19 protein-coding genes are annotated in these 20,051 nt (G+C 68.3%); 9 read left to right on the top strand and 10 right to left on the bottom strand.

Features of this window, described 5'->3' with window-relative positions; translation table 11 throughout:
• The first annotated feature begins 336 nt into the window (after window positions 1-336).
• The 8 genes from KCH48_RS43075 (at window position 337) to KCH48_RS40760 (ending at window position 6,928) form a co-directional block, all read left to right on the top strand.
• On the top strand, window positions 337-1,989 hold the full coding sequence (locus tag KCH48_RS43075; RefSeq protein ID WP_210582698.1) for an alpha/beta hydrolase: 1,653 nt from the start codon (window positions 337-339) through the stop codon (window positions 1,987-1,989).
• A 58-nt stretch (window positions 1,990-2,047) separates the two neighbouring features.
• Window positions 2,048-2,518 (top strand): hypothetical protein, encoded by a 471-nt coding sequence (locus KCH48_RS40790; RefSeq protein ID WP_210582697.1) that lies wholly within the window; start codon window positions 2,048-2,050, stop codon window positions 2,516-2,518.
• A 28-nt stretch (window positions 2,519-2,546) separates the two neighbouring features.
• Entirely contained in the window at window positions 2,547-3,077 is a 531-nt protein-coding gene (locus tag KCH48_RS40785; protein WP_210582696.1) for a hypothetical protein, read from the top strand.
• A 354-nt stretch (window positions 3,078-3,431) separates the two neighbouring features.
• Window positions 3,432-3,737, top strand: a complete 306-nt coding sequence (locus tag KCH48_RS40780) for a hypothetical protein (protein ID WP_210582695.1) — start codon at window positions 3,432-3,434, stop codon at window positions 3,735-3,737.
• 5 nt (window positions 3,738-3,742) lie between these two features.
• On the top strand, window positions 3,743-5,050 hold the full coding sequence (locus KCH48_RS40775) for a hypothetical protein (RefSeq protein ID WP_210582694.1): 1,308 nt from the start codon (window positions 3,743-3,745) through the stop codon (window positions 5,048-5,050).
• On the top strand, window positions 5,047-5,784 hold the full coding sequence (locus KCH48_RS40770; protein ID WP_210582693.1) for a hypothetical protein: 738 nt from the start codon (window positions 5,047-5,049) through the stop codon (window positions 5,782-5,784). The genes KCH48_RS40775 and KCH48_RS40770 overlap by 4 nt, the downstream gene beginning before the upstream one ends.
• An 88-nt stretch (window positions 5,785-5,872) precedes the next feature.
• The gene (locus KCH48_RS40765; RefSeq protein WP_210582692.1) at window positions 5,873-6,421 is read left to right on the top strand and encodes a hypothetical protein; all 549 of its coding nucleotides are present in this window, start codon (window positions 5,873-5,875) and stop codon (window positions 6,419-6,421) included.
• A 114-nt stretch (window positions 6,422-6,535) separates the two neighbouring features.
• Window positions 6,536-6,928: a hypothetical protein gene (locus KCH48_RS40760; protein ID WP_246886684.1), complete on the top strand. Its 393-nt coding sequence runs from the start codon at window positions 6,536-6,538 to the stop codon at window positions 6,926-6,928.
• Between the two features lie 12 nt (window positions 6,929-6,940).
• On the opposite strand, the gene KCH48_RS40755 is transcribed toward KCH48_RS40760, so the two are convergent.
• From KCH48_RS40755 to KCH48_RS40720, 8 genes are all read right to left on the bottom strand, one after another.
• On the bottom strand, window positions 6,941-7,459 hold the full coding sequence (locus tag KCH48_RS40755; RefSeq protein ID WP_246886683.1) for a hypothetical protein: 519 nt from the start codon (window positions 7,457-7,459) through the stop codon (window positions 6,941-6,943).
• Window positions 7,460-7,775: 316 nt separating this feature from the next.
• The gene (locus KCH48_RS40750; RefSeq protein ID WP_210582690.1) at window positions 7,776-9,665 is read right to left on the bottom strand and encodes an ATP-binding protein; all 1,890 of its coding nucleotides are present in this window, start codon (window positions 9,663-9,665) and stop codon (window positions 7,776-7,778) included.
• 63 nt (window positions 9,666-9,728) lie between these two features.
• A complete protein-coding gene (locus tag KCH48_RS40745; RefSeq protein ID WP_210582689.1) occupies window positions 9,729-10,055 on the bottom strand; it encodes a hypothetical protein in 327 nt (108 codons plus the stop codon).
• A 10-nt stretch (window positions 10,056-10,065) separates the two neighbouring features.
• Window positions 10,066-10,944 carry an immunity 49 family protein gene (locus KCH48_RS40740; protein WP_210582688.1) on the bottom strand — a complete coding sequence of 293 codons (879 nt, stop codon included), beginning with the start codon at window positions 10,942-10,944 and terminating at the stop codon, window positions 10,066-10,068.
• Window positions 10,945-11,022: 78 nt separating this feature from the next.
• A complete protein-coding gene (locus KCH48_RS40735; protein ID WP_246886682.1) occupies window positions 11,023-11,778 on the bottom strand; it encodes an immunity 49 family protein in 756 nt (251 codons plus the stop codon).
• 98 nt (window positions 11,779-11,876) lie between these two features.
• On the bottom strand, window positions 11,877-16,967 hold the full coding sequence (locus KCH48_RS40730) for a toxin glutamine deamidase domain-containing protein (RefSeq protein WP_210582686.1): 5,091 nt from the start codon (window positions 16,965-16,967) through the stop codon (window positions 11,877-11,879).
• A gap of 206 nt (window positions 16,968-17,173) precedes the next feature.
• Window positions 17,174-17,824, bottom strand: a complete 651-nt coding sequence (locus KCH48_RS40725) for a hypothetical protein (RefSeq protein WP_246886680.1) — start codon at window positions 17,822-17,824, stop codon at window positions 17,174-17,176.
• 96 nt (window positions 17,825-17,920) lie between these two features.
• Window positions 17,921-18,577 (bottom strand): hypothetical protein, encoded by a 657-nt coding sequence (locus KCH48_RS40720; RefSeq protein ID WP_210582685.1) that lies wholly within the window; start codon window positions 18,575-18,577, stop codon window positions 17,921-17,923.
• 155 nt (window positions 18,578-18,732) lie between these two features.
• Between KCH48_RS40720 and KCH48_RS40715 the strand changes: the two genes are divergently transcribed.
• Complete coding sequence (locus KCH48_RS40715) at window positions 18,733-19,161, top strand: hypothetical protein (RefSeq protein WP_210582684.1); 429 nt, start codon at window positions 18,733-18,735, stop codon at window positions 19,159-19,161.
• Between the two features lie 24 nt (window positions 19,162-19,185).
• Here the strand turns inward: KCH48_RS40715 and KCH48_RS40710 are convergent, their stop codons facing one another.
• Both KCH48_RS40710 and KCH48_RS40705 read right to left on the bottom strand, forming a co-directional pair.
• Window positions 19,186-19,503, bottom strand: a complete 318-nt coding sequence (locus tag KCH48_RS40710) for a DUF397 domain-containing protein (RefSeq protein ID WP_210582683.1) — start codon at window positions 19,501-19,503, stop codon at window positions 19,186-19,188.
• 105 nt (window positions 19,504-19,608) lie between these two features.
• Window positions 19,609-20,016: a hypothetical protein gene (locus tag KCH48_RS40705; protein WP_210582682.1), complete on the bottom strand. Its 408-nt coding sequence runs from the start codon at window positions 20,014-20,016 to the stop codon at window positions 19,609-19,611.
• Between the last annotated feature and the right edge of the window lie 35 nt (window positions 20,017-20,051).

Genomic DNA, 20,051 nt, shown 5'->3' with positions numbered 1-20,051 from the left:
TCCTCCCGTCTCCTCCCGTGCGATCACCCGTCGGGTGGCTCGATCTCCGTGGCATCCAACGCAACACCCCAGCCCTTCATACAACTTCTTCCCGCACGCGGGCACTCGCGGCTACGTACGTCCGACATCCCCAGCACCGATGCCACCACGCGCCCCTCGGTCATGACGTGGTCACGACACGCCATATTCATCCCTCGGATTCGTTTCAGCTCGGCTACTCTGGGTCGCTCGAACTCATGGGCGAGCGTGAACAACGGGGGTTGTCCTATGTCGTCTTGCACCGGCCTGCCATGCCTTGAAGGGCATAGGCGCTGGTCAAGCAGGAGCTGAGTTCTCGTGTCCTCTGACTTCTCACGGCTGATGAAGCAGGACTTCTCCGACCTGGAAGCCGCGGCCAAGGCCTGGCGTGAGCTGTCGACGACCATGGACTCCGTCACCGACCGCCACCGCCGACAGGTCACCGGGCCACTGCACCAGTCCTGGACGGGCGACGACGCCGACGCGGCGCTCTTCTACCTCGAGGACGTCGAATCGCGGACCGGCGTGGTCGAGACGGAGGCCATGGCCATCGCCTCCGTCCTGGATTCCACGAGGTTCTGGATGGAGCAGGCCCAGACGGAGCTCCGTAACGCGGTGCGGCGTGCGGAGGAGGATGGCTTGGAGGTCGACGGCGACGGCTGGATCAGCGACCCGGTGCTCGCGGACCTCCCTCGGAGCAGCCAGGTGGTCGCTGAGGAGCGCGGCACCTTGCGCGCGGAGCACCGCGCGGCCATCGACGAGGCACTGACCGCCGTGCACAAGGCCAGTAACGACGGTGCGAAGGCCCTGGCGGAGCTGAACGGCGACATCCTCACCGACCCGTTCAACCATGACGCGGCAGCGGAATCCGCCCAGGACGTCAAGAACGCGATGAAGGCCCTGGGTGAGCAGCCACCGCAGATCCCCGAGAACGACCCCAAAGCCGCTGCCGAGTGGTGGAAGGCCCTCAGTCCCGAGGAGCGTCAGACCTACACCACGCTCTATCCGAAGGAGATCGGCGCGACCGACGGTCTGCCGACGGACGTACGCGACGACGCCAATCGGACGGCCCTCGCCCAGGAGCTCAATCTGCTCCAGGAGGGCAACTACGACGAAGGGTTCCCGGGCGAGAGCGACGAGACGGTCAACAGGCGCCTGAACAACCTCCAGTTGCTCAACGACAAGCTCGAGGCCCGGGACGGGGCACCGACGGGCAAGGAGTTGTACCTCCTCGGCTACGACTCCAAGGACGACGGCCGGGCCATCATCGCCATGGGCAACCCGGACACCGCCGCGCACACCGGGATCCTGGTGCCGGGCACCAACACGAACATGGACGCTGTACCCGGTCAGATCGAGCGCATCGGCAAGCTGCAGTCGGCGGCGGAGCGGCAGTCCGACGGCGAGAATGTGGCGATGATCACCTGGCTCGGCTACGACGCTCCCGAGGCTTCCGCGACCGACTTGAACAGCGTCGGCGGGACCGGGCGGGCCGAGGATGCCGCACCGGACCTGCGTCAGTTCGTGGCAGGCACGCAGGCCTCGCACGACGGGTCGCCGAGCCACACCACCGTCATGGGCCACAGCTACGGTTCCACGGTGGTCGGTGCCGCCGCTTCAGGGGGCTCCGGTCTGGGGGCCGACGACGTAGTGGTGGTCGGGAGTCCGGGGATGACCGTGGACAGAGCGCAGGATCTGCAGATGGATCCGGAACACGTGTGGATCGGCGGTGCGGAGGACGATGCCGTCATCAACCACGCCTCCGACCTCACCCTCGGCCGTGACCCGATGCTTGGAGGCTTCGGTGGCAACAATTTCAGGGTCGACACCCACGGCCACAGTGGCTATTGGGACACGGGCAGCGATTCCCTCAAGCACCAGGGAGCGGTCATCGCGGGCAAGCAGCCGGTGGAGGTACCGAAGAAGGGAAACGACATGCCGCCGGAGGGGTACATCGTCCCCGGCCTGTAATCCCATTCTCCGCACGGTACTGGCTGTCTCCGCAGCCCTGCTTTCGACCGGAGGCTGTATGTCTCAAAGCGCTGACCCGAACGCCCCGCTGCCCCGCATGGACAAGGACGCCGCCTTGAAATGGGCGGAGGACTACACCGCGTACATGGCTCGGCTCACCGATGTCGAGCTCATCCCCTCGACGGCCAAGGTGAACTTCGAGGCATGCATCGGGGAGAACGACGAGGTCGCCGAAGACGGCCGTTACAGCCTCTTCTATTACGTCAACTCCCCGGCCCCAGTCACGGAGCACACCCGCATCGTGCGCAAGCTCCGCAGCGAACTTCCCAAGCAGGGCTACGAGGTGACGTCGTACCGGGAGTTCAAGGACGCCTATACATCGGCCATCTTCGGGGCCCGCAACAAGAAGAACGGCTACAGCGTCGACGGCGACACAGTTGGCTCCGGCAAGACGAAGCCCCAGCGCTTCTCCTTCGCCGTACGCACCCCCTGCATGCTCCCGCCCGGCGCCAAACAGCAACAGTTCTGATCGCCGACGCACGGAACAGGAACCGGACGTGTCCCAGCGCACCGATGTCGCCCCGGCCGAGCTACGCGCCTCAGCCGGAGCCTGCGACGACATAGCCCGAACGATGAAGGGCCCTGCCGACAAGGCGGTCAAGGAGGCCGGGACCGCGGGCGGTTCGCTCACCGGTTGGTCGATCGGGCCCGCCCTGACGGAGATCGCCGCCAGCTGGAAGCCCGCGCTCGACGGTCTGCACGCCCGCATCCAAGCCGGCGGGGCCAACCTCAGGTCGTCGGCGGACGGTCATGAGTGGAACGACGAGAGGGTTTCCCAGGACTTCGAGAAGACCGGGACTGGCGCCGCGACGCAGGCCACCCCCGGTGAGATGCCCGCGGTGCTGCGTCCGAGCGGGGGCGAGCGCCATCCCGTCGGGCACCCGGGCAGCGCCCCGGGCTTCGGCCCCGGCGGCCGACCGGACGGCGGCGGAGCACCGGACCCGCGTACCTCATACGGCACCACCATGCCGACGTACGACGAGACCATCGGCACCCGTCCCACGCCCGGCACGAACGATTTCGGCTGAACGGCCACGTCCGGGACGACGACTGAGCGGAGGCACACGACGCGAGAGCCGCCCAGGGTGGGCTCTCCCACCCGGTCGCGCGCCACCAGCAGCGCCGATGTGAGCAGCAGAGTCGCCGGGCCGCACATGCGAGTGGACGTGGACGGCCCAGGTCGCGCCAGCAGATCCGCTGAGGTGGCTATCAAGGCCGGTACCAGCAAGGGCCAGGGACCACGTGGGGGCCGGCGATGGCCGGCGTGGAGGTTTCGTATGGTCTGGCTGTCTGTTTGCTGCCCTATGGCATCATCGCCCCGTCCAATTGCTGTGGTCGTTTGCCGATGCGACCGCCGATGTGTTCGAACGGGGAGGCCCTGAGTGGGGGACCACTTCAAGACCGATATTGATCAGCTCGCCACTTTCACCAAGGATCTCCAGGGAGCCCATGACTCCCTGGAGCAGGTGCGGACGGCCCTGCAGCACGTGCGGGCCGACCAGATCGGGACGCCGGAGCTGGATGAGGCGTGTGACGCGTTCCAGGAGCGCTGGAAGTACGGCAACGAGCAGATCAAGGAGCGCATCGGCAAGCTGACCGAGGGCCTCCAGAAGAATACGGACAGCTACCGCGAAGTGGAGACCTCCCTGGAGGAGAGCTTCAAGCGGGCCGCGGCTGCGGGGAAGTGATTGCAGTGGCACAGAATCCGTATGTGCACCTCGGGTGGAACCCCGTGCCGGGAGAGCCTGGCGAGGTCGAGAAGCTCCGTACGCAGTTGGTCAATTCGGCGAGCGCGCTGCAGACGGCGTACCAGAAGATCGACAAGCTGCTCGGCGAGTCCAGCTTCTGGGAGGGCGACGCGGCCGTCGGGTTCCGTGAGGCTCTCGACGGTGACCTGCCGAAGTACATGAAGGACGCGCACAAGTCGCTGACGCTGGCCGCCGGTCACCTCGGGGCCTGGCACGGCGGGCTGAGCAGCCGTAGGGAGCTGGCGTCCAAGTACGACGTCGAGGCGGCCGACCACAAGGGTGATCTCAAGACCGCCAACTCCCAGCACGAGACAGCCAAGCAGAACCCCGACCTGAAGCTCGCGGGGCAGACCTTCCAGCAGGGTCCCGAGCTGGAGTCCGCCCAGGCTCGGCTGAACGCCGCGCAGGCCCGGCTCAACGACGCCGTCACCGCCGTAAACAACGCGCAGGGCGCCCTGGACGGGGTGATGCGCAAGGCGCGCGAGCTGGAGGGGACGCATGAGGCGGAGGCGCGGGATCTCGCGAAGAAGCTGAAGGACTCCACGAAGGATCTGGCGCCCGAGGAGCCGGGGTGGCTGAGTAAGGCGCTCAGCTGGGTCGGGGACAACCTCACGAACATCCTCAGCGTGGTGGCTGCGATTGCGGGGTTGCTGGCGCTGCTGTGTACGGGGCCGTTCGGGGTCGCGATGCTGCTCGTGGCGGCCGGAGCGAGTCTCGCCACCATGGCGTCCCGGCTCGCCAAGCCCGAGGTGCGGGCTTCCCTCGCGGACGGCTTCACGAAGGGCGAGTTCGACGCCGACTTCTGGGAGAACGCCGTGGGCCTCGCGGGTGACGCGGCAGGCGCGGTGCCGGGACTCGGGGCGGTCACGCGCGGAGCCAATGGTGCCATCAGATCGGCGATCCACGGAGGCGAAGCCGCGGGTGGAGCGCTGCAGTTCTTCAAACACTTCGGGGACAACACGTTTACTGCCGCCACGCGGATCTCGACTGCAGGTGCCTTCAACCCGGTCGGTGACTGGGTGGCTCACGCTGCGGGCGGCAGCCAGGCCGTCAGGGCGGGGATGGATTACCTCTCGCCAGTGGCCGGTGTCGCCACATCCGGGTTCGGACTTGCCGCCGACAACATCGACGCGCTGAAGAGTGACGCAGGGAAGAACACGACCACTGCGGTCGACGGCGCGCGCTGGGGTCTCTTCGACGGCCCCGGTGCCCTGTCCACGGCTGTGGACACCCTGAGGGTGGTGGCACGATGACTGACGAATCCGCCCCGCCGCCGCGGCTGCTCATCGACGACTCGGCCCGGGACCCGAGTTCCAAGATCTGGTACGCGCTGCCCGGCGGCTACTTCGACATTCCGCTTGACGCCCTTGACGCGGAGCCGGGATCGGAGCACGAGGCGCGTCTCAAGTACCTCATGGCACTCGTCGCCGACTGTGCTCCCGAAGCGGAGCGCGACCGCTACGCCGGCACGGTGCAGGACGTGCGGCACATGGTGCGGTACATGCGAACCGAAGGCATCATTGGCTGCTCGCTCGGCATGCACTACGCCGATGACGGCTCTTCCGCGGCCTCGGTGATCACCGTGGCGCTGAAGGACATCGAATGGGCCCCGCCCAAACTCACGGCCGTTCGGGCTGTTTCGTTGCGTGAATGCCCGGAGAATGTCGGGCTGTTGACGTTGCCGGGGGGCCGTCCAGGCTCAATGTCCGACACTCTGGTCACCACGCCCGCTGTAACCGGAATGGCTGCGCAGGAGCTCTATCAGTGCAACCTCTACGTTCCGGCTCCGTCAGGTGTGCAGCTCGCTGTGCTGACACTGAGCACGGTGGCCGTGAACTCCCGCAGGCACTACCGCGACTTGATGGAAAGCATTGCGCACACTGTGACCTTCCAGGACCCCATGCCCGAGATCGAGCGCGCCGCTCGGGGCGAAGGGGCCGACGGGGGCAGCACCATCAAGGACGACATTGCCGCCGACTTTGGGTGATCGCATGAGGCTGAGCAAGAACGCAGGGGACTTCGACGGCCCTGTCGCTTGGGAGACGCCCGGTACTCGAGCCGCATTGTGCCGCTGGGTGGCACGGCTTCTGGGGAAGATGCTCGGTTGGACGGCGGTGTGGCTGGCCTGGCTCTACGGTGTGGTGATCGCGGTCTTTTCGGGGGTCGTGGCAGCCGTGGCTGCCTTGCCTCTGGTGGTCATCGCTTACCTCGTGGGTGCCCAGATGTATGGGCTGTTCAAGCTCTGGCGCATGTACCGGATCCTCAAGGTCTATCCCTGGCGGCAGCAGCCCGACGGAGTCCACGCTGATCGGCGACGGTCCAGGGGGGCGAGAGCAGTGTTCGTCCTGCCGAACCCGGACCAGCCCGAGAAGACGGAGTCACCTGAGGAACATGGGGGGATGTTTCGAATCTGGGACCGCGTCGTCCGCAAGGGGTTCGACGACGAGTTGTGGTACGCGGGAGACCCGCGCTTCGCTTGCGTGGTTGCCAGGCCTGGTCCGAAGACGTTGAGCTACGTCGCCCAGCCCACCGCGTACGACCACCGCACCTCCCCCCGCCGCAAAGGCCTCAGCCCCGAAGCCCGCGACCGCGCCCGCGCGATCGGTGCGCGCGTCGCCGACTGATGCGGCCCGAGTGCAACCAACGGGCGCCCCAAGTGAGTTGGTCCCGGAATGGCAGGGCGCTCGCGTCCGCGCTCAGCGCTTGCGGGTCGTCGTCGACCGATAGGCTCGGTTGCCATGACAACGCATGGTGACGAGATGGCGAACGGGCCGGACGGGACGGGTGGGGGGCCGTTGCCGTCCGGGGTGAGCGCGGACGAGTTGCGGGCGCGGTTCGAGGCTCAGGGGCAGCCGGGGCTTGTGGAGGAGCGGCGGCGGGATGCGCGGCAGGCGCGTGGGTTGTACGGGGTGTTCGCCGGGGTGGCGGCCGTTGTCTGCCTTGTGCTGATGGTCGTACGCCTCGGTCAGGGCGATGCGTTGGGGGTCTGGGTCGCCACGTATGCCGTGGGGGTGGCCTGCGGTGGGTGGGGTTTTGTGCTGGCCCGGAGCGGACACACACGCTGGGCAATGATGGTCACCTGTATCGGCGTGGCGTTGGCGGGTGTCGGCGACAGTCCCGCTTTCCGCTGAGGCGGCTCGAAGTCACGGCCGACGGCGGCTGTTGCCGATCACGTAGGCGAGGCCCCACGCGGCGGCTGCGGCGAGCACGAGGGCGAGCGGGGAGAACCAGTCGACTCCGCCGTCGATCTCGTTGTTCCACCAGGCCTTGGCCGGGAGGAAGGGGTCGGCCTCCAACATGTCGCCGATGGCGCTGGGGGATTGGCTCTCGGCGATGAGGAGCGGGACGGTGTTGGTGAAGCCGAAGAAGGCGCCGAGCGCGGCGATGACGGCCCCACCGACGTGGGCGCCGGCGCTGCGGTGAGCCACCGAGCCGACCAGGCAGCCGACGATCGCTCCGTTGACCAGTGCGTGGGCCAAGTAGAGGGTGTGGGCGATGGTGAGCGACTGGTCCTTGTACGTCGCCAACATCAGACCGCTGTAGAGCAGCGAGACGATGACCGAGGCGAAGAGGCCGAGGAAGACCGCGCCGACCGGATGACCGCCGGCGTTGGGCTGCTGCCCGAAGGGCGGCGCCTGGAACGGGGGCGGTGCGGCGTGCATCGGGTGCATCGGCTGCCCCGGGGCGGCAGGCGGCATTCCCGGGTACGCCGGTGCCGGGGGCTGCCCAGGGGCAGGCGGCGGTCCGAACCCCGGCGAGTGCGACTGCTGCTGCTGCGGTGGGGCGGGCTGGGTGTAGGGGTTGTAGGCGGGCTGCTGTGGTTGCTGCGGCGGCAGTGGTGGCTGCGATGGCGGTTGGAACGGCGGCTGGCTCATCGGTTTCCCCCGGAGTGAACAGGCAGAGACAGAAAGTTATCAGTGAGGTCAGGAGGGGGACGTCGGAGCCCGAGCGGGCCGCGTGAAGGGCGCTGAGAGGCAACTACGGCCGGATGCGGAGGGCCTTCGCCCCGCGTTCGGTGGCCACGAGGAGGATGCCGTCGGGGGAGAGGTCTGCGGCGGTGACGGGTGTGTCGGACAGCAGCGTGGCCACGACGTCCCCGCTTGCGCGGTCCCAGACCCGTACATGGTCGGCGCCGCGGGTCAGTTCCAGTGGGGTGGCGGCCCGCTCCTGCTCGGTCGGGTGCAGGATCAGTTCGGGGTCGGGGTCTGTGTCGCCGAAGTGATCAGGCTGTACGAGACCCAGGACGAGCACCCCGGAACGGGACCCCTCGCCGGGCGTGCCCGCGGGTACCTCGAGAACGGCGACGGGAGTTGCCGGCCCATCGGAGCGGGTCAGGCTGCCGACGGTCACGGCGCTGATGCCGGGGACGGGCCGGCTCCACAGCGTCTGCCAGGGCAGGTCGATGCCGAGGCGGTGTATGGCGTCGGCGTACTCGGGCAGGCCGTCCTCGACGAACGCGGTTTCCAGCAGGGCGGCGCGCTGCACGGCGGAGGCCTGCGTGCGGGTCAGCAGAGGGGCCGTACGGAGGTACGTCCGGGCCGGTGCGCCGAGTTCCTCGGTCGGGACGGCTTCGATGGCGGCGCGAAGTGGCACCGGGTCGGCGTGCACGAACAAGCCGGGGTCCGTGAGGAGTTGGGGCAGCAGACCTGCTTCCAGGGTGTGGCTCGCTATGTGGTCACGTACGTACGAATCCGCCTTGCTCCAGTCCTGCTCCGGTACGGCCTCCAGCAGGGCCATCGCGAACTGGGTCTGAGCGGCGCGGACGTTCGGCAGGCCGGTGCGGATCTCGTCGGCGATGGCCGGGTGCAGCGGCTGGAGAAGCGTCTGCGAGCCGTCGTCCCCATCGCGCTCAAGCGACCGGACGAACGGTTCAGTCAGCGCGCTGCCTCCCGCGATGACTCCACTCATGTCCTTGCCCGCAAGGGCGTTGACGAGCTGCGGCCAGAGTTCGACGGGCAGACCGTCGCCCTCCGCGAGGGCCAAGGGCGCCAGGAGGTGACGTAGCGTCTGCGGGTCGGCTTGGAGGCGACGGGCGTGCAGGTCGATTGCCTGGCCGATGGACGAGGGGAGCAGGGCCTCGTCGTGTGGGGCGAAGGTCTCCGGGCTCGTCAGGATGCTCTGCACGGCCAGTTCCACGGTGAGCGGACTCGTCCCGGCTCGGCGGCCGATCGCCTCGGCGAGAGCGCGTCGGGGCGAGGCGGCGGTGGTGAACGGCAGCTCGGGAGCACCGAGTTGGGGGTTGAGCAGCGCCTCGTGCAGTACCAGGCCGTGCGGGTCTGCCCACTGCGGTGCATCTAGATCGATGACTTGTACGGTGCCGACAGGGAGGCCCGCTGCGAACTCCTCCGCGAGTTCGCGAGGCATCTCCGTGAGCAGGTGGACCGTCTCGATGGCGGCGAGGGGTTTGAGTACCTCGCGCGTGAGTCGGGCGGGTTCTGCTGCCGTACGGACCGGTCCGGCGCGATCGACGTCCGGTACGACTACGGTCACCGGGGCCGGGAGGGTGGCCAGCTCGGTGAGTACGTCCGCTGCCTCGTCGGCCTCCAGGCCGAAATGAACGGCGAGGAGCCAGAGGACCTGGGCCGCGGTCATCCCGGCCGCGCCTGGCACGGCGGGGGCGGGCAACTCGGGCGGTACGGTCGACGGGTCGAGGGCGTCCAGGGGCAGCCGCTTGCGGTACTCCGGGTCGCAGAGCATCAGGAACCCGGTGATCAGATGCGACCGACCACTGCCGGGGTTTCCTGTCAGGACCAGGACGCGCGGGGTACCGGGCCGCTCTGTCCGCCAGGCGGCGAGGGCTCGTAGCACTGGGGTGCGGCCGCCTATGTAGGGGTGCGGTGCGTAGCCGTCGGGTGCGTCGCCGGTCATGGGTGCCAGTCCTGGTGGGGTGGTCGGGGGACGGAGCGGTGCTGTGTGGGGTCGGCCCGCCGTCTACGTGTTGCGGGCGCGGTTCTTCCGGTAGAGCGCGATGGCCTGTTGGATCGGGTAGTTGGGGACGGTGACGGTTTCGCCGGTCTCCTTCGACACTACGATCTTGGCTCCGCCGGGTGGGGCGGGCTGCGGTCGGCCGGATGCGTCGACGCTGGGCGGGAAGACCGCGTAGACCAGGTAGCCGACGTCGAATTCGTGGACGTTCAGTTCGGCGGGGGTGCCGTCGGGGAGTTTGGGGTGGGCGTAGCGCGCCTGAACGATGGCGATGGCCTCGCTGGGGGTGGTGGGCGGACCTTGTGGTGTCGGGGTGGGGGCGTCGGGAACCATGCGCTGCCTTTCAGATGCCTGGGTGCCGGGCCGGGGTTATGTGGGGGAATTCGTTGAGCCAGGCGCCTTCGAGGAGGTGCTTGGGAAGGTATTCGGATTCGACGGTGATGGTGAAGCCGGCCTGGACGGCGAGGCAGCAGACGCCCAGCGGGCCCAGAGCGACGAGGCCTTCGGTGTCCCGTTCGCGGTCTTCGTCGTGGGTCCAGTAGTACTTGTGCCATTCAAGGGTTTTGGCGAGTTCGGTGTTGAATTTGTTCTGGTCGCCGCGTGTCAGCTGAGTCAGGAGGTTCATGGGCGGGTACATGATCTGGAGGACGCCGTCGCGCGGGGCATGGCGCAGGGCTCCGGGGTCCGTTCCGTCCACCGCGGCCACCAGTTTGTCGCCGAATTCGGGGCGCTTGAGCCAGTAGGCCTGTAGCGCTTCCACCCAGTGGTAGATGTACTCGTCGAAGACGCCGTCGGCTTGCCGTAGTTGTGCGGCCGGGAACTGGCACAGTTCCGTCATGCGTTTCTTTTCGCGGCAGATGCAGGCGAGCCAGAAGGCGCTGAGCCAGTTCCCGGCGTGGGCGCGGGGCAGGGCGCCGGCGCGGATGGTCCGCATCTCGTGACCGATGCGGCATTCGATGGCGTCGGTTGTCGCCCGCGCCGACTCGAAGAGGGCGGAGCCGACCTGCATGGCGGCGACGCAAGCTTCCCAGGTCTCGACCTTGTCGGCCTCCGGGTCCACGACACATTGGCGGCAGAAGAGCCCGATGGCGTCGGCCAGAACGTTCGAGAAGCACGACGGTTCGTCCCGTAGGTCTTGAACGTCGTCCCAGAAGTCCTTGGTGCGAGTTTCAAGGATCCTCAGGGCATTTCGCGTCGGGAATTCATGCCGCGGAATCTGCATCGCTTTCCCCTTCTCCTCCGTTCTGGTATCGAACTCGTTGGGCAGGCACTCGTTGTTGGGGATACTCCTTGTCGGGGATCAGGTGGGGAAGTCGCCGACGCGGCCGCGTTCCAGCAGATACTTGGGGATGTAGCCGGACTCCACCTCAATGGGCATGCCGCTGTCGTAGGCGAGGCAGGCCATCGCGAGCGGGCCCACTGCGACGAGACCGCTCACCTGCGCTGCCGTCGACTCCTCCGCCGTCCAGTACTCCTTGTGCGATTCCAGGGCCTTGACCAGTTCTGCGTTGAAGCGCTCACCGTCGCCTGCGGCCCAGCGGTAGAACAGGTTGAGCGGGGGATACAGGATGCGCAGCATCAGGCTGCGGTCGGTGACCTGTAGGACCTCCGGGTCCGTTCCCCTGATCGCGGCCGTCAGCTTGTCGCCGAGGCCGGGGCCTTCCTTCCAGTACGTCTGGAGGGTGTCGACCCAGTCGTAGATGTACTCGTCGAACACCGCTCCGGACTCGCGCAACAGCGAGATCGGGACGTCGCTCAGCTCGTTCAGCCGTTCCTTTTCGCGGCAGATGAGTGCCAGGTAGAACGCGGTGAGCCAGTTGCCCGCGTCGGCGGGCGACTGCGGGCCGGTGGTGGGGATCGTCCGCAGTTTGCCCGAGATCAGACATTCCACCGTGGGTTCCGACGAGGTGGCCGACCGGAACAGGGCGGAGCCGATCTGCATGGTCGCGACCCATGCCTCCCAGGTCTCGATCCGTGCGGCGCGGGGATCGAGGGCGCAGTGATTCTTGGCGTCCGACAGCGCCGTGTTCAGCGCCATGTTGAACGTGCTGGGCATGGTTTCGAGCTCTCGGGCCCGTTCTTCGGCGTCGTCAAGGAGCTCTTGCGCACTGATAATTCGGTCGGCAGGCACCTCGTGACGTGCCACTTGGGTAGTCATTGCCGCCTGTCCTCCGGCTTCCGGATGTCGAAGTAGTCCATGTTCGCTCCACCGTACCTCTTGCGATCACGGTGGCCGTCGTCGCCGACGTAACCGCCTTCGTGGTTCCCGTTGTTGGCCTGTGCGTTGGCTTCCGGATCGCTTTCGACCTTGGACTGCACCACGACGTACTGGACGTTCCCCAGTTTGTAGGCGGCCTGCAGTTTCTTGGCAATTGCCCTTTGTTCTGGAGTCCCCTCTCGCATCAGCATATTGATGGTTTCGAAGTACTCCCGGGTGCCCTGCATCACCTTCTTGCCGGTATGGCCGTTGCGTTCACCGAGCTGACCCGTGGGCGCCTTGGCTTCGACCACAATGTAATGTCCGGGCTTGTTCGGGTTCTCGTAGATCTGGTCGAACTGATCGCTTCCATTTCCGGTATGAGGTACGTCGACCAGTACGTACTCAGGGTGCTGGCTGGACATCGCATGATGCAGCGCCGAGTACTCGCCGTGGTTCTCGCCGATGTCGCGTACCGCGGAATGCGTGTCCGCGTACACGCGCTTGGCCGCTTTGTATTCCTCGGAATCCTCGCCGTGGTCCGCCTTCGCCTGCAATTTGGCGGCCTCGGCGATGCGGTCGGCCTGGAGCGTCCACTCGCGATTGTTGGTCTCAGCGTCGAGAGCCTCAAGATTCTCGGGTGTGATCTGGCCGTCCTCGCGGCCCAGCTTGACGGGCTTGACGATGTCTTCGGGCATGTAGTCGGGCGCGTCCGGTGGCGGGACCTCGCTGGCCGCGATGAATTTATCTGGATCGTCCGGTTGGTCCGGGTCCCGCTTGAGCTGCGGAAGCCTTTGGCCATCGACCCTGTCGTCCAGGCTGTTGCGATTGCCGTTCTTCTGCCAGTACTGCTTGCGGTTCTCCCTGCTCTCATTGGCGAAGTCGACCATCCTGCGGATGAAGGCCTTGTCGTCCTCGTTATTGCGCGCGGCGGGTTCGGCGGGCCCGGGCGGTGGGGTGGTGTTGCCGTCGGAATGGGGCCGGTTGCCGACTGCGTTGGTTTCGCCGGTAATGGGGCCGTACAGCGGATCCTTGCCGCGCGTGGAATCCCTGACGTAGCCGGCCGCATCGGCGTTCTTGCCGTCCGGAAGGCTCTCGCGTGTGGGGACCGCGGAGTCCTTGGTCATGTCGCTCGGGCGGTCGCGGCGGTCGTCGGCCGGCGACTGATTCGGTTCGTCGGGACGGGTCAGGCCCGGGGTCTCGGAACGGTCCTTGTCCGGCGTCTCCGATCGCGGATCATCGACATGATCGGGGCGAGTCGGATCCGGTCGCGGCGGGGTGTTCGGGTGCCGGCCGTCCGAGCGCTCGTTGGTCTCCGGCTTCTGCTGGGTGGGTGTGTCCCGATGGGGATCGGCTGTGCGGGGGTCGGACGTGCGCGGATCCGTCGTGCGGGGATCTGCAATGCGCGGGTCGGTGGTACGCGGGTCCGCGGTCTGCTGGTGGGGGACGGACGTCCGCGGGTCTGAGGGCGCGGTGGTCTGCTGGGGTGTGTCCCGGTTGTTGGTGGTGGGGTCGTTCGGAGCGTCCTGGGATGACTTCCGGCCGTCAGGCCTGCTGTCCGCTTCGGTCTGCCTGCTGTCCGGTTCGGTCGGCTTGCTGCTCTCGCGCTCGGGCCTGCCGTTCTCGTTTGCAGGCTCGCCGTTCGTCGGGTCCTGCGTGGATCGCGTCGAGTCCGGCGACGTGTTCGGGTCGCGCGTCGACGGCTGCGCGGAATCCGCGTCGTTGGATACGTCCGGGGTCGCCGAGGTCGCCGGGTCCGCCTGAGTACGGGAGGTGGCTTCCGCTTCGGTGTCGTCGCCCTGCTTCGCGGTGTCGCCAGAGACGTCGTTCTGCGGCTGCCCGTTGTTCGCGGAGGTCTCGGACTGCTCCGGCTGCGCCCCGTCGTCCTGCTGGTTCTGCGACGCGTCGCTCTGGTTCCCGGAGTCCTCCGCGGCGGGCTGCGTGAGGTCGATCGGGTTGCGGTCGGCGTCGAGCGGGATGTGCCAGACGTGTGCGGCGTTGTCCAGGTGGAGGGGGTCGTGGCTGACCTCTCCGCTCTGGGTGTCGATCCAGATGATGTCGCCGTTGTGGTTGACGGCGTTGAAGGCGTGGCCGCCTCCGCCGGGCCAGTCGACCTGGACGATGGCCGCTGAGCCGGGGCCCGCCTGCTGGAGGACAGAGGCGATCCTGTTGGCGGTGTCGGGGTCGTTGCCGGGGCCGGCGTAGGTGTGTGCGGCGCCTGTCCAGCGGATCTGGTTGGCGTTCGCGTTGTCCTCGGGGGACCAGGGGTCGGGGTTGCCGTGTGCGTCGGTGTCGAGGGTGCGGGGGGCTGAGACCTGGGGGTCGCCGTACCAGGTCTCCAGGAAGGAGCGGGAGCAGTCGGCGCAGTTGTTGCTGCGGCCGGGGACTTCGTTGCCGCCGTCGTTCTGGAGCTGGGTCCAGGGGCCGAAGGGGTCGGGGAACCGTTCCGGGGTGCCGTCCTCGTTGCGCGGGACCGCGTCGGCCAGCGCCTGCTGGTCGCTGGGGTCGGGCTCTGACAGGCCTCCGGGGTAGTGGTCCAGGTCGGCGCGGATGTCGTCCAGGCTGTCCTGCTGGGGGTGTTGCTGGTTCTTGCCGGTCCCGGGGTCGGCCTGCGGCGAGCCGGGCGGCTGCGGCGTGGCCGGGGTCGCGTCCGGTGGCGGCGTCGAGGAACTTGGAGTGGTGACGACGGTGTGGATCGGGACCGCTGTCACCTGCTGTTGCGGTTGCTGCTGCTGATGCTGTGGGTTGGGCGGCGTGTGGGGCTGGGCAGTCGGCTGCTGCGGGGTGCCGGGGGCATGAGGCGCGTTGGGCGTGCTGCCCGCGGGCTGCTGGGGAGGCCTGGTGGGAGTGGAGCCGGTGCCCGGCTGGTTCTGGGCGCCGGGTGTGCCGGGGGTGCTCGTGCTGGTGGCGGCGCCGGGACGTGCTGAAGCGTTCGAGTTGTCGCCGCTCGGTGTCGAAGTGCGGTCCGGTCCGGCGCCGGACGACGTCGAGGGCGTTGTCGTCGGGGTGCTCGGGGACGGAGCCGCGGTCCTCGATGGAGTCGACCGGTCCGGGTTCGGGCTCGGGCTCGGGCTCGGGGTGGTCGCACCCGGGTTCTGACCCGGCGTGGGGGTACGGCTGCCGCCGGTCGGGGGCGGGGTACGGTCCCCCGGCGTCGTACCGGGGTTGTTCCGGGGCGGAGTCCGGTCTCCCGGCGTCGTACCGGAGGAGTCACGCGGCGGCGTGCGGTCCCCCGGCGTCGTACCAGGCGCGTTCCGTGGCGGCATGCCGTCGCCCGGCGTCGCCCCAGGGATGCGCTGGCCCGGCGTTCGACCGTCAGGCGCTCCGGGCGTACGACCGTCCGCCGCACCGGGACTGCGCCCGTCCGGCGTCGTTGCGGGCGTGCTCCGCGGCGTCGTAGGAGACGTGTGGCTCGGCGTGGACGCAGGTCCGGTTCCCACGGGGGACGGCGTACCCGGCGTACTGGCGGAAGGATTCCTCGCCGCACCCGAGTTGGGGGTCGGGCTGGTCGCGGAAGGCGTGCTGCCGGACGTACCCCCGGCGTGCTGCGAACCGGCCGTACCACCCGTACTACCTGCCGCCGCCGACGCCACCGGCGACGTCGGCACGGCCGAGCCGCCATCCGTACGACCCCCCGCCCCCGCGGGAGACGAGTCGCCCGGCGTCGGCGCCGCGGCCGACTGGGTGGGGACGCTGGTGGCCAGGCTGTCGATCTGGGTGCCGATCGCGCCACCGCCCGACGAGGACGACGGGCCGCCGGACGATGTGGGGGTGGGTGCGGACTGCGGGGTCGGCGAGGAGAGGCCGGAGACGGAGGGGCCGCCGTTGGTACCGGGCGAGCTGTTCGTGGACGGGGTGCTCGGCGAGGCTCCGCCGGGCGCCGGATCGTCGAAGTCCGACAGGGACGGGCCTGACAGCGACGGCGCCGGCCTCGAGTACGGCGAGTCCGAAGAGGACGGACCCTGCCCGGAATCCGAACCGGAACCGGAGTTGGATCCCGAGCCCGACCCGGAATCAGGACCGGCCCCCACATCCGGTCCACCGACGCCCGCCCCACCGGTATCCGCGGATATCCCACCGCCGATGTTCACACCCGGCCCACTGCCAGTGCTTGCACGCGTAGAACTGGACGAGTCCGAGTCCGAGGAGGAGTTGGAGCTTCCGGAGTTGGAGCTCCCGGCGTCGGAACTTCCCGAGTCAGAGCTCCCCGAATCGGAGCCCCCCGAGTCAGAACTCCCCAAGCCGGAGCCACCGCTGCCGTCGCCATTGCTACCCGGCAACCCCGACGGCCCGCCATACCCGTCAATCCGGCTGTTGACCGCGTTGTGCACGCCGTCGCCCGCCTTCTTCCCCAGGCTGTCGCGCACCCCCTCCGCCAGCGTCTGCGGTGACTGCTTGAGGGCCTCCAGGCCTGCCGTGCCGCCGGTCTTCATGGTGTGGGCGAGGTCGAAACCCTGCTGGGCGCCGAAGCCGACGTTCACCGTCTGGCGGATGAGGTCGGAGATGATCGCCTCGATCGCCGAGATCGCCGGCTCCTTCATGGCCTCGATGATCGCCTCGAGCAACGCCTGTTTCAGCTCGTCGAGGAGGCGCCGGACGATCATGCGGGCGGCCGCGGTGGCGCCCATTCCCGCGACCGAGGACAGACCGAAGGTGAAAGGCGCGGCGGCCGCGGCGGCGGCGATCTGGATGGCGAGGGCGATCAGTTGGGCGATCACCGCCCACTTGGCGAACTCGACCAGGTAGGCGCAGGCCTCCATCACGTTCGCGATGATGTGGGCGGCCTGCGCGGCGTTCGCGAGGTAGCCGTCGGAGCCGTCTCCGCCGTCGAACTTCTTGTACGTCTTGGAGAACTTGTCGATCGATTCGCCGGCGTTGTGGGCGGTCACCATACGCGCGGCGCCGTTCGCGGAGGTGTGGAGTCCGGTGACGTCGTCGCCGAACTTCCGCCACAGCGCGGCCGAGTCCCTGAGCTTGTCCTCGTCAGCCGTCGGCCAGTTGAAGCCGAGCATCTGGAGAACCCATTCGAGCTCGTCCGGCAGCATCATCGACACAGCAGAAAGCACCCCCGTCAGACCGACACGGCCGTACAACCCCCTCACTCACCAAGGGAAATCACTCAGCTGTACCACCGTGCGCACAGCTTACGGACTCACCACCAGGCAACTTCAGAGGATTGCTGTCACAAATCTGTTGCAGGGCAGTGCTGTTGTCCGGCGCTGTAACCCGCGCCCGGGCCGTCGGTGACGTCGTGTCACGGCGTACGGCCCTGAGTGCGCTGCCGGTGTCCCTTCACGTCGGGCCGGCCGATGTGGCCCGTCGCGCGTTCGGACTCGCCGAGCCAGATGTGCGGGGCGTACTGCTGGACCGCCCTCACCACCTGCTGCTGGTAGGGGGCGGGGAAGGGGAGGCGGTAGCGCAGGCGGGGCAGGTCGGGGTGCAGCGGCTCCTCGTCGCGGACCAGCGTCCACAGAGCCGGGTCGTCCCGGTCGATGGGGCCGGCGGGGAACAGCTCAAGGGAGTAGAGCTTCTGGCTGCGGCCGAGCTTGCTCCAGTAGAGGCCGACGCCGGCGAGCGTCTGCCACGGGATGACGTTCCGCACGTTTCCGTTTGCGACCCACAGGCCCGTGTGGTCGACGAGGATCCTGCTGCGGCGGTTCGCCCAGTTGGAGAGGAAGAGGAACACGCCGAGAACACCGAGTGCCAGCATGAAGACGAGGCCCGCGAACCCCGCGACGGTGGACTCGCCCTTCTGGTTCCCGGTGGCGACCATGGCAGCGCCGGCGACGCCGACGGCACCCACCACGATGAGCAGGACGGAACAGGGCAGTCCCACCATGACGCTGCGGCGGCCGGTCCGTATGACCATCGCGTCCGGTGCGGGGGAGAGGGAGTGCGGTGTCATGGTGCGTGAGCCTAACGAATCGCCGACGGCCTACGGCAGTTGCGGCTGGGGCACGTATCGCGCCTACCGCGTAGTAGCCGCGGGTCAGAAGAAGTTTCAGAAGAAGTAGCTCACCAGGAAGCACACACCCGCACCCACCAGCCCCACCCCGATCATCCCGATCACAGCAGCCCGCGTCACTCCCCGCCCCGCCGCCTCCCACGCCGCGTCGTACGAGATGCGGCTCCGGCCGAACGGGGCGAAACCTGTGGCGAGGCAGAAGACGCCGAGGCCCGTGAGGACCCAGCCGCCGAAGAAGGCGCCGAACCAGCGCCACGCCCGGTCCATGCCGCTCTGGACGTAGTCGGCATCGCCCGCGTCGGCCGCCGTCGGTGGCTCCGTCTGCTGCACCGACAACTCGGTGCCCTGCGCGTACCGTTTCCTGACCTGCACCGCGGCCTTCGGGTCCGTGCTCTTGCCGCCGTCGGCGACGAAGGTGCCCTGGCAGCTGACGGGCCGACGGTTCTTGCGGCTGCTGCGCGAGGCGTTGTTCGGGTAACTCACCTCGCACTGCTGCACGGTGAGGGTGCCGGCCGTACCCGTCCAACCCGCCGCGTACGCCCCCTCGTACGCGCCGAATCCGCTCAACGCGAGCCCCGCCAGCAGGAAGACCAGGCCGCCCGCGCGCCCGAGGCGACCGAAGGCCCGCCCCAGGAGGGCGGCGGCGGAACGGTCGAATCCGGTGCTCTTGCCGTTGGCTTGCGTCCGAGCCATGACAGTCTGGTCCTTCCCTACCGCGGCGGCCGGAGGCGGCCAGTAGCGGCCATTGGCAGCCAGTGGCGGCCAGCATCGGAGCCAGCATGGCATCCCGCGCGTGACTTGAGATACTGCGGGTGGCCGAGAGGCGACGAGCAGCGAGGAGACGCGACATGGCCAGTCGACCCGACAACTCACCCGATCCGCACGGCTCTTCGCCGGACCGCGGTGTGCTGGACGAGGCACTCGAACCGGAGCAGATTCGTTCCCTGAACTCCGCCCTGCGTCAGCTGTCCACGTCCGACGGTGTCGGCAAGGACATGCAGGAGGCGGCCAAGAAGCTGCTCTCCGGCCGCCTTGCCCTCCGCGACGCCCTCGACGACCCCGCGGTGGCCCGCGCGCTGGGCAGCGGCATGTCGTCCCTGCGCGGTCAGTGGGAGTCGCTGTCCGAGGAGGAGCGCGAGCAGATCAGGCGCGGGGAGGCGGGAGGGAGCGGCGACCCTGCCTCCGGGCCGACCGAGCCGAAGCGGCCGGAAGGCGATAACTCGCAGCCCGCAAAGAAGAACCAAGGGCGCCACAGCGGCGGGTTCTCGCTGTACTGACGCCCCCGGGGACGACCGTACGTCCTACTCCGCCGCCATCCCACCATTGTGCGGCGCGGGCTCCAGGTCGAACTCCCCGTCCCGCGCCCCGAGTACGAACGCCCGCCACTCCGCCTCGGTGTACCGCAGAACGGTGTCGGGATCGAGGGACGAGCGCATGGCGACCGCGCCCTGCGGCAGATACGCGATCTCGACACGCTCCTCGTGTGTCTCGGTGCCGGGCGCGGAGTGCCACTCGACTCCCGAGATGTCGAGGGCGTACAGCTCGTCCCGCTCGCGCTCCTTGCGCGCCTTGACGTCCTCGGGCTGAGTCTCGACCTCGTTGTCCCGTGCCTGGGTCATGCTGCTGGGCCTCTTCCTCACGTGCCTACGAAGTGTGCGCCTCAGCCTACTTGCGCAGACGGCGATCACGCTGTGGAAGTGGAAAGTCACTCACAGTCCGCGGGTTCAGACTTCTCCATCTTGCCGCCGCCGCTCATGATGCACGCCGGTCACCATCTCCACCTGGCCGTCGTACTTCGAGGTCAGATCCCGCCAGGCGGCGTCCTCGTTGCCCTCGTTCAGCTCGTGCCGGACGCCCATCTCCGTGAACGCCAGCCCCATCCCCGCGATCCGCTCCGCCAGGCTGCCCATCGACTGGTACATGCCGTCGCGCAGACCCTCGTAGACGACCCCGAACTTCTCGCCGATGTCGTCGTCGCCCCAGGGGGGCGTGGAGCCGCTGCCGCCCTCCAGCGCGGTCAGGCCGGTCTGCAGGGCCTGCACCGCCTTGCTGAAGTCCAGGCCGACACTGAACATGTTGAAGCCCTCGGTCTTGAGGACTCCGGGATCGGCCTGCATCCAGTCGTTGGCCACAACTACCCCCCGTGACTCGGCTCTTCTGTCGCTGC

It is taken from the genome of Streptomyces sp. GESEQ-4 (assembly GCF_017948455.1).
Classification (GTDB): Bacteria; Actinomycetota; Actinomycetes; order Streptomycetales; family Streptomycetaceae; genus Streptomyces.
This window is presented reverse-complemented; position numbering and strand designations above follow the sequence as displayed.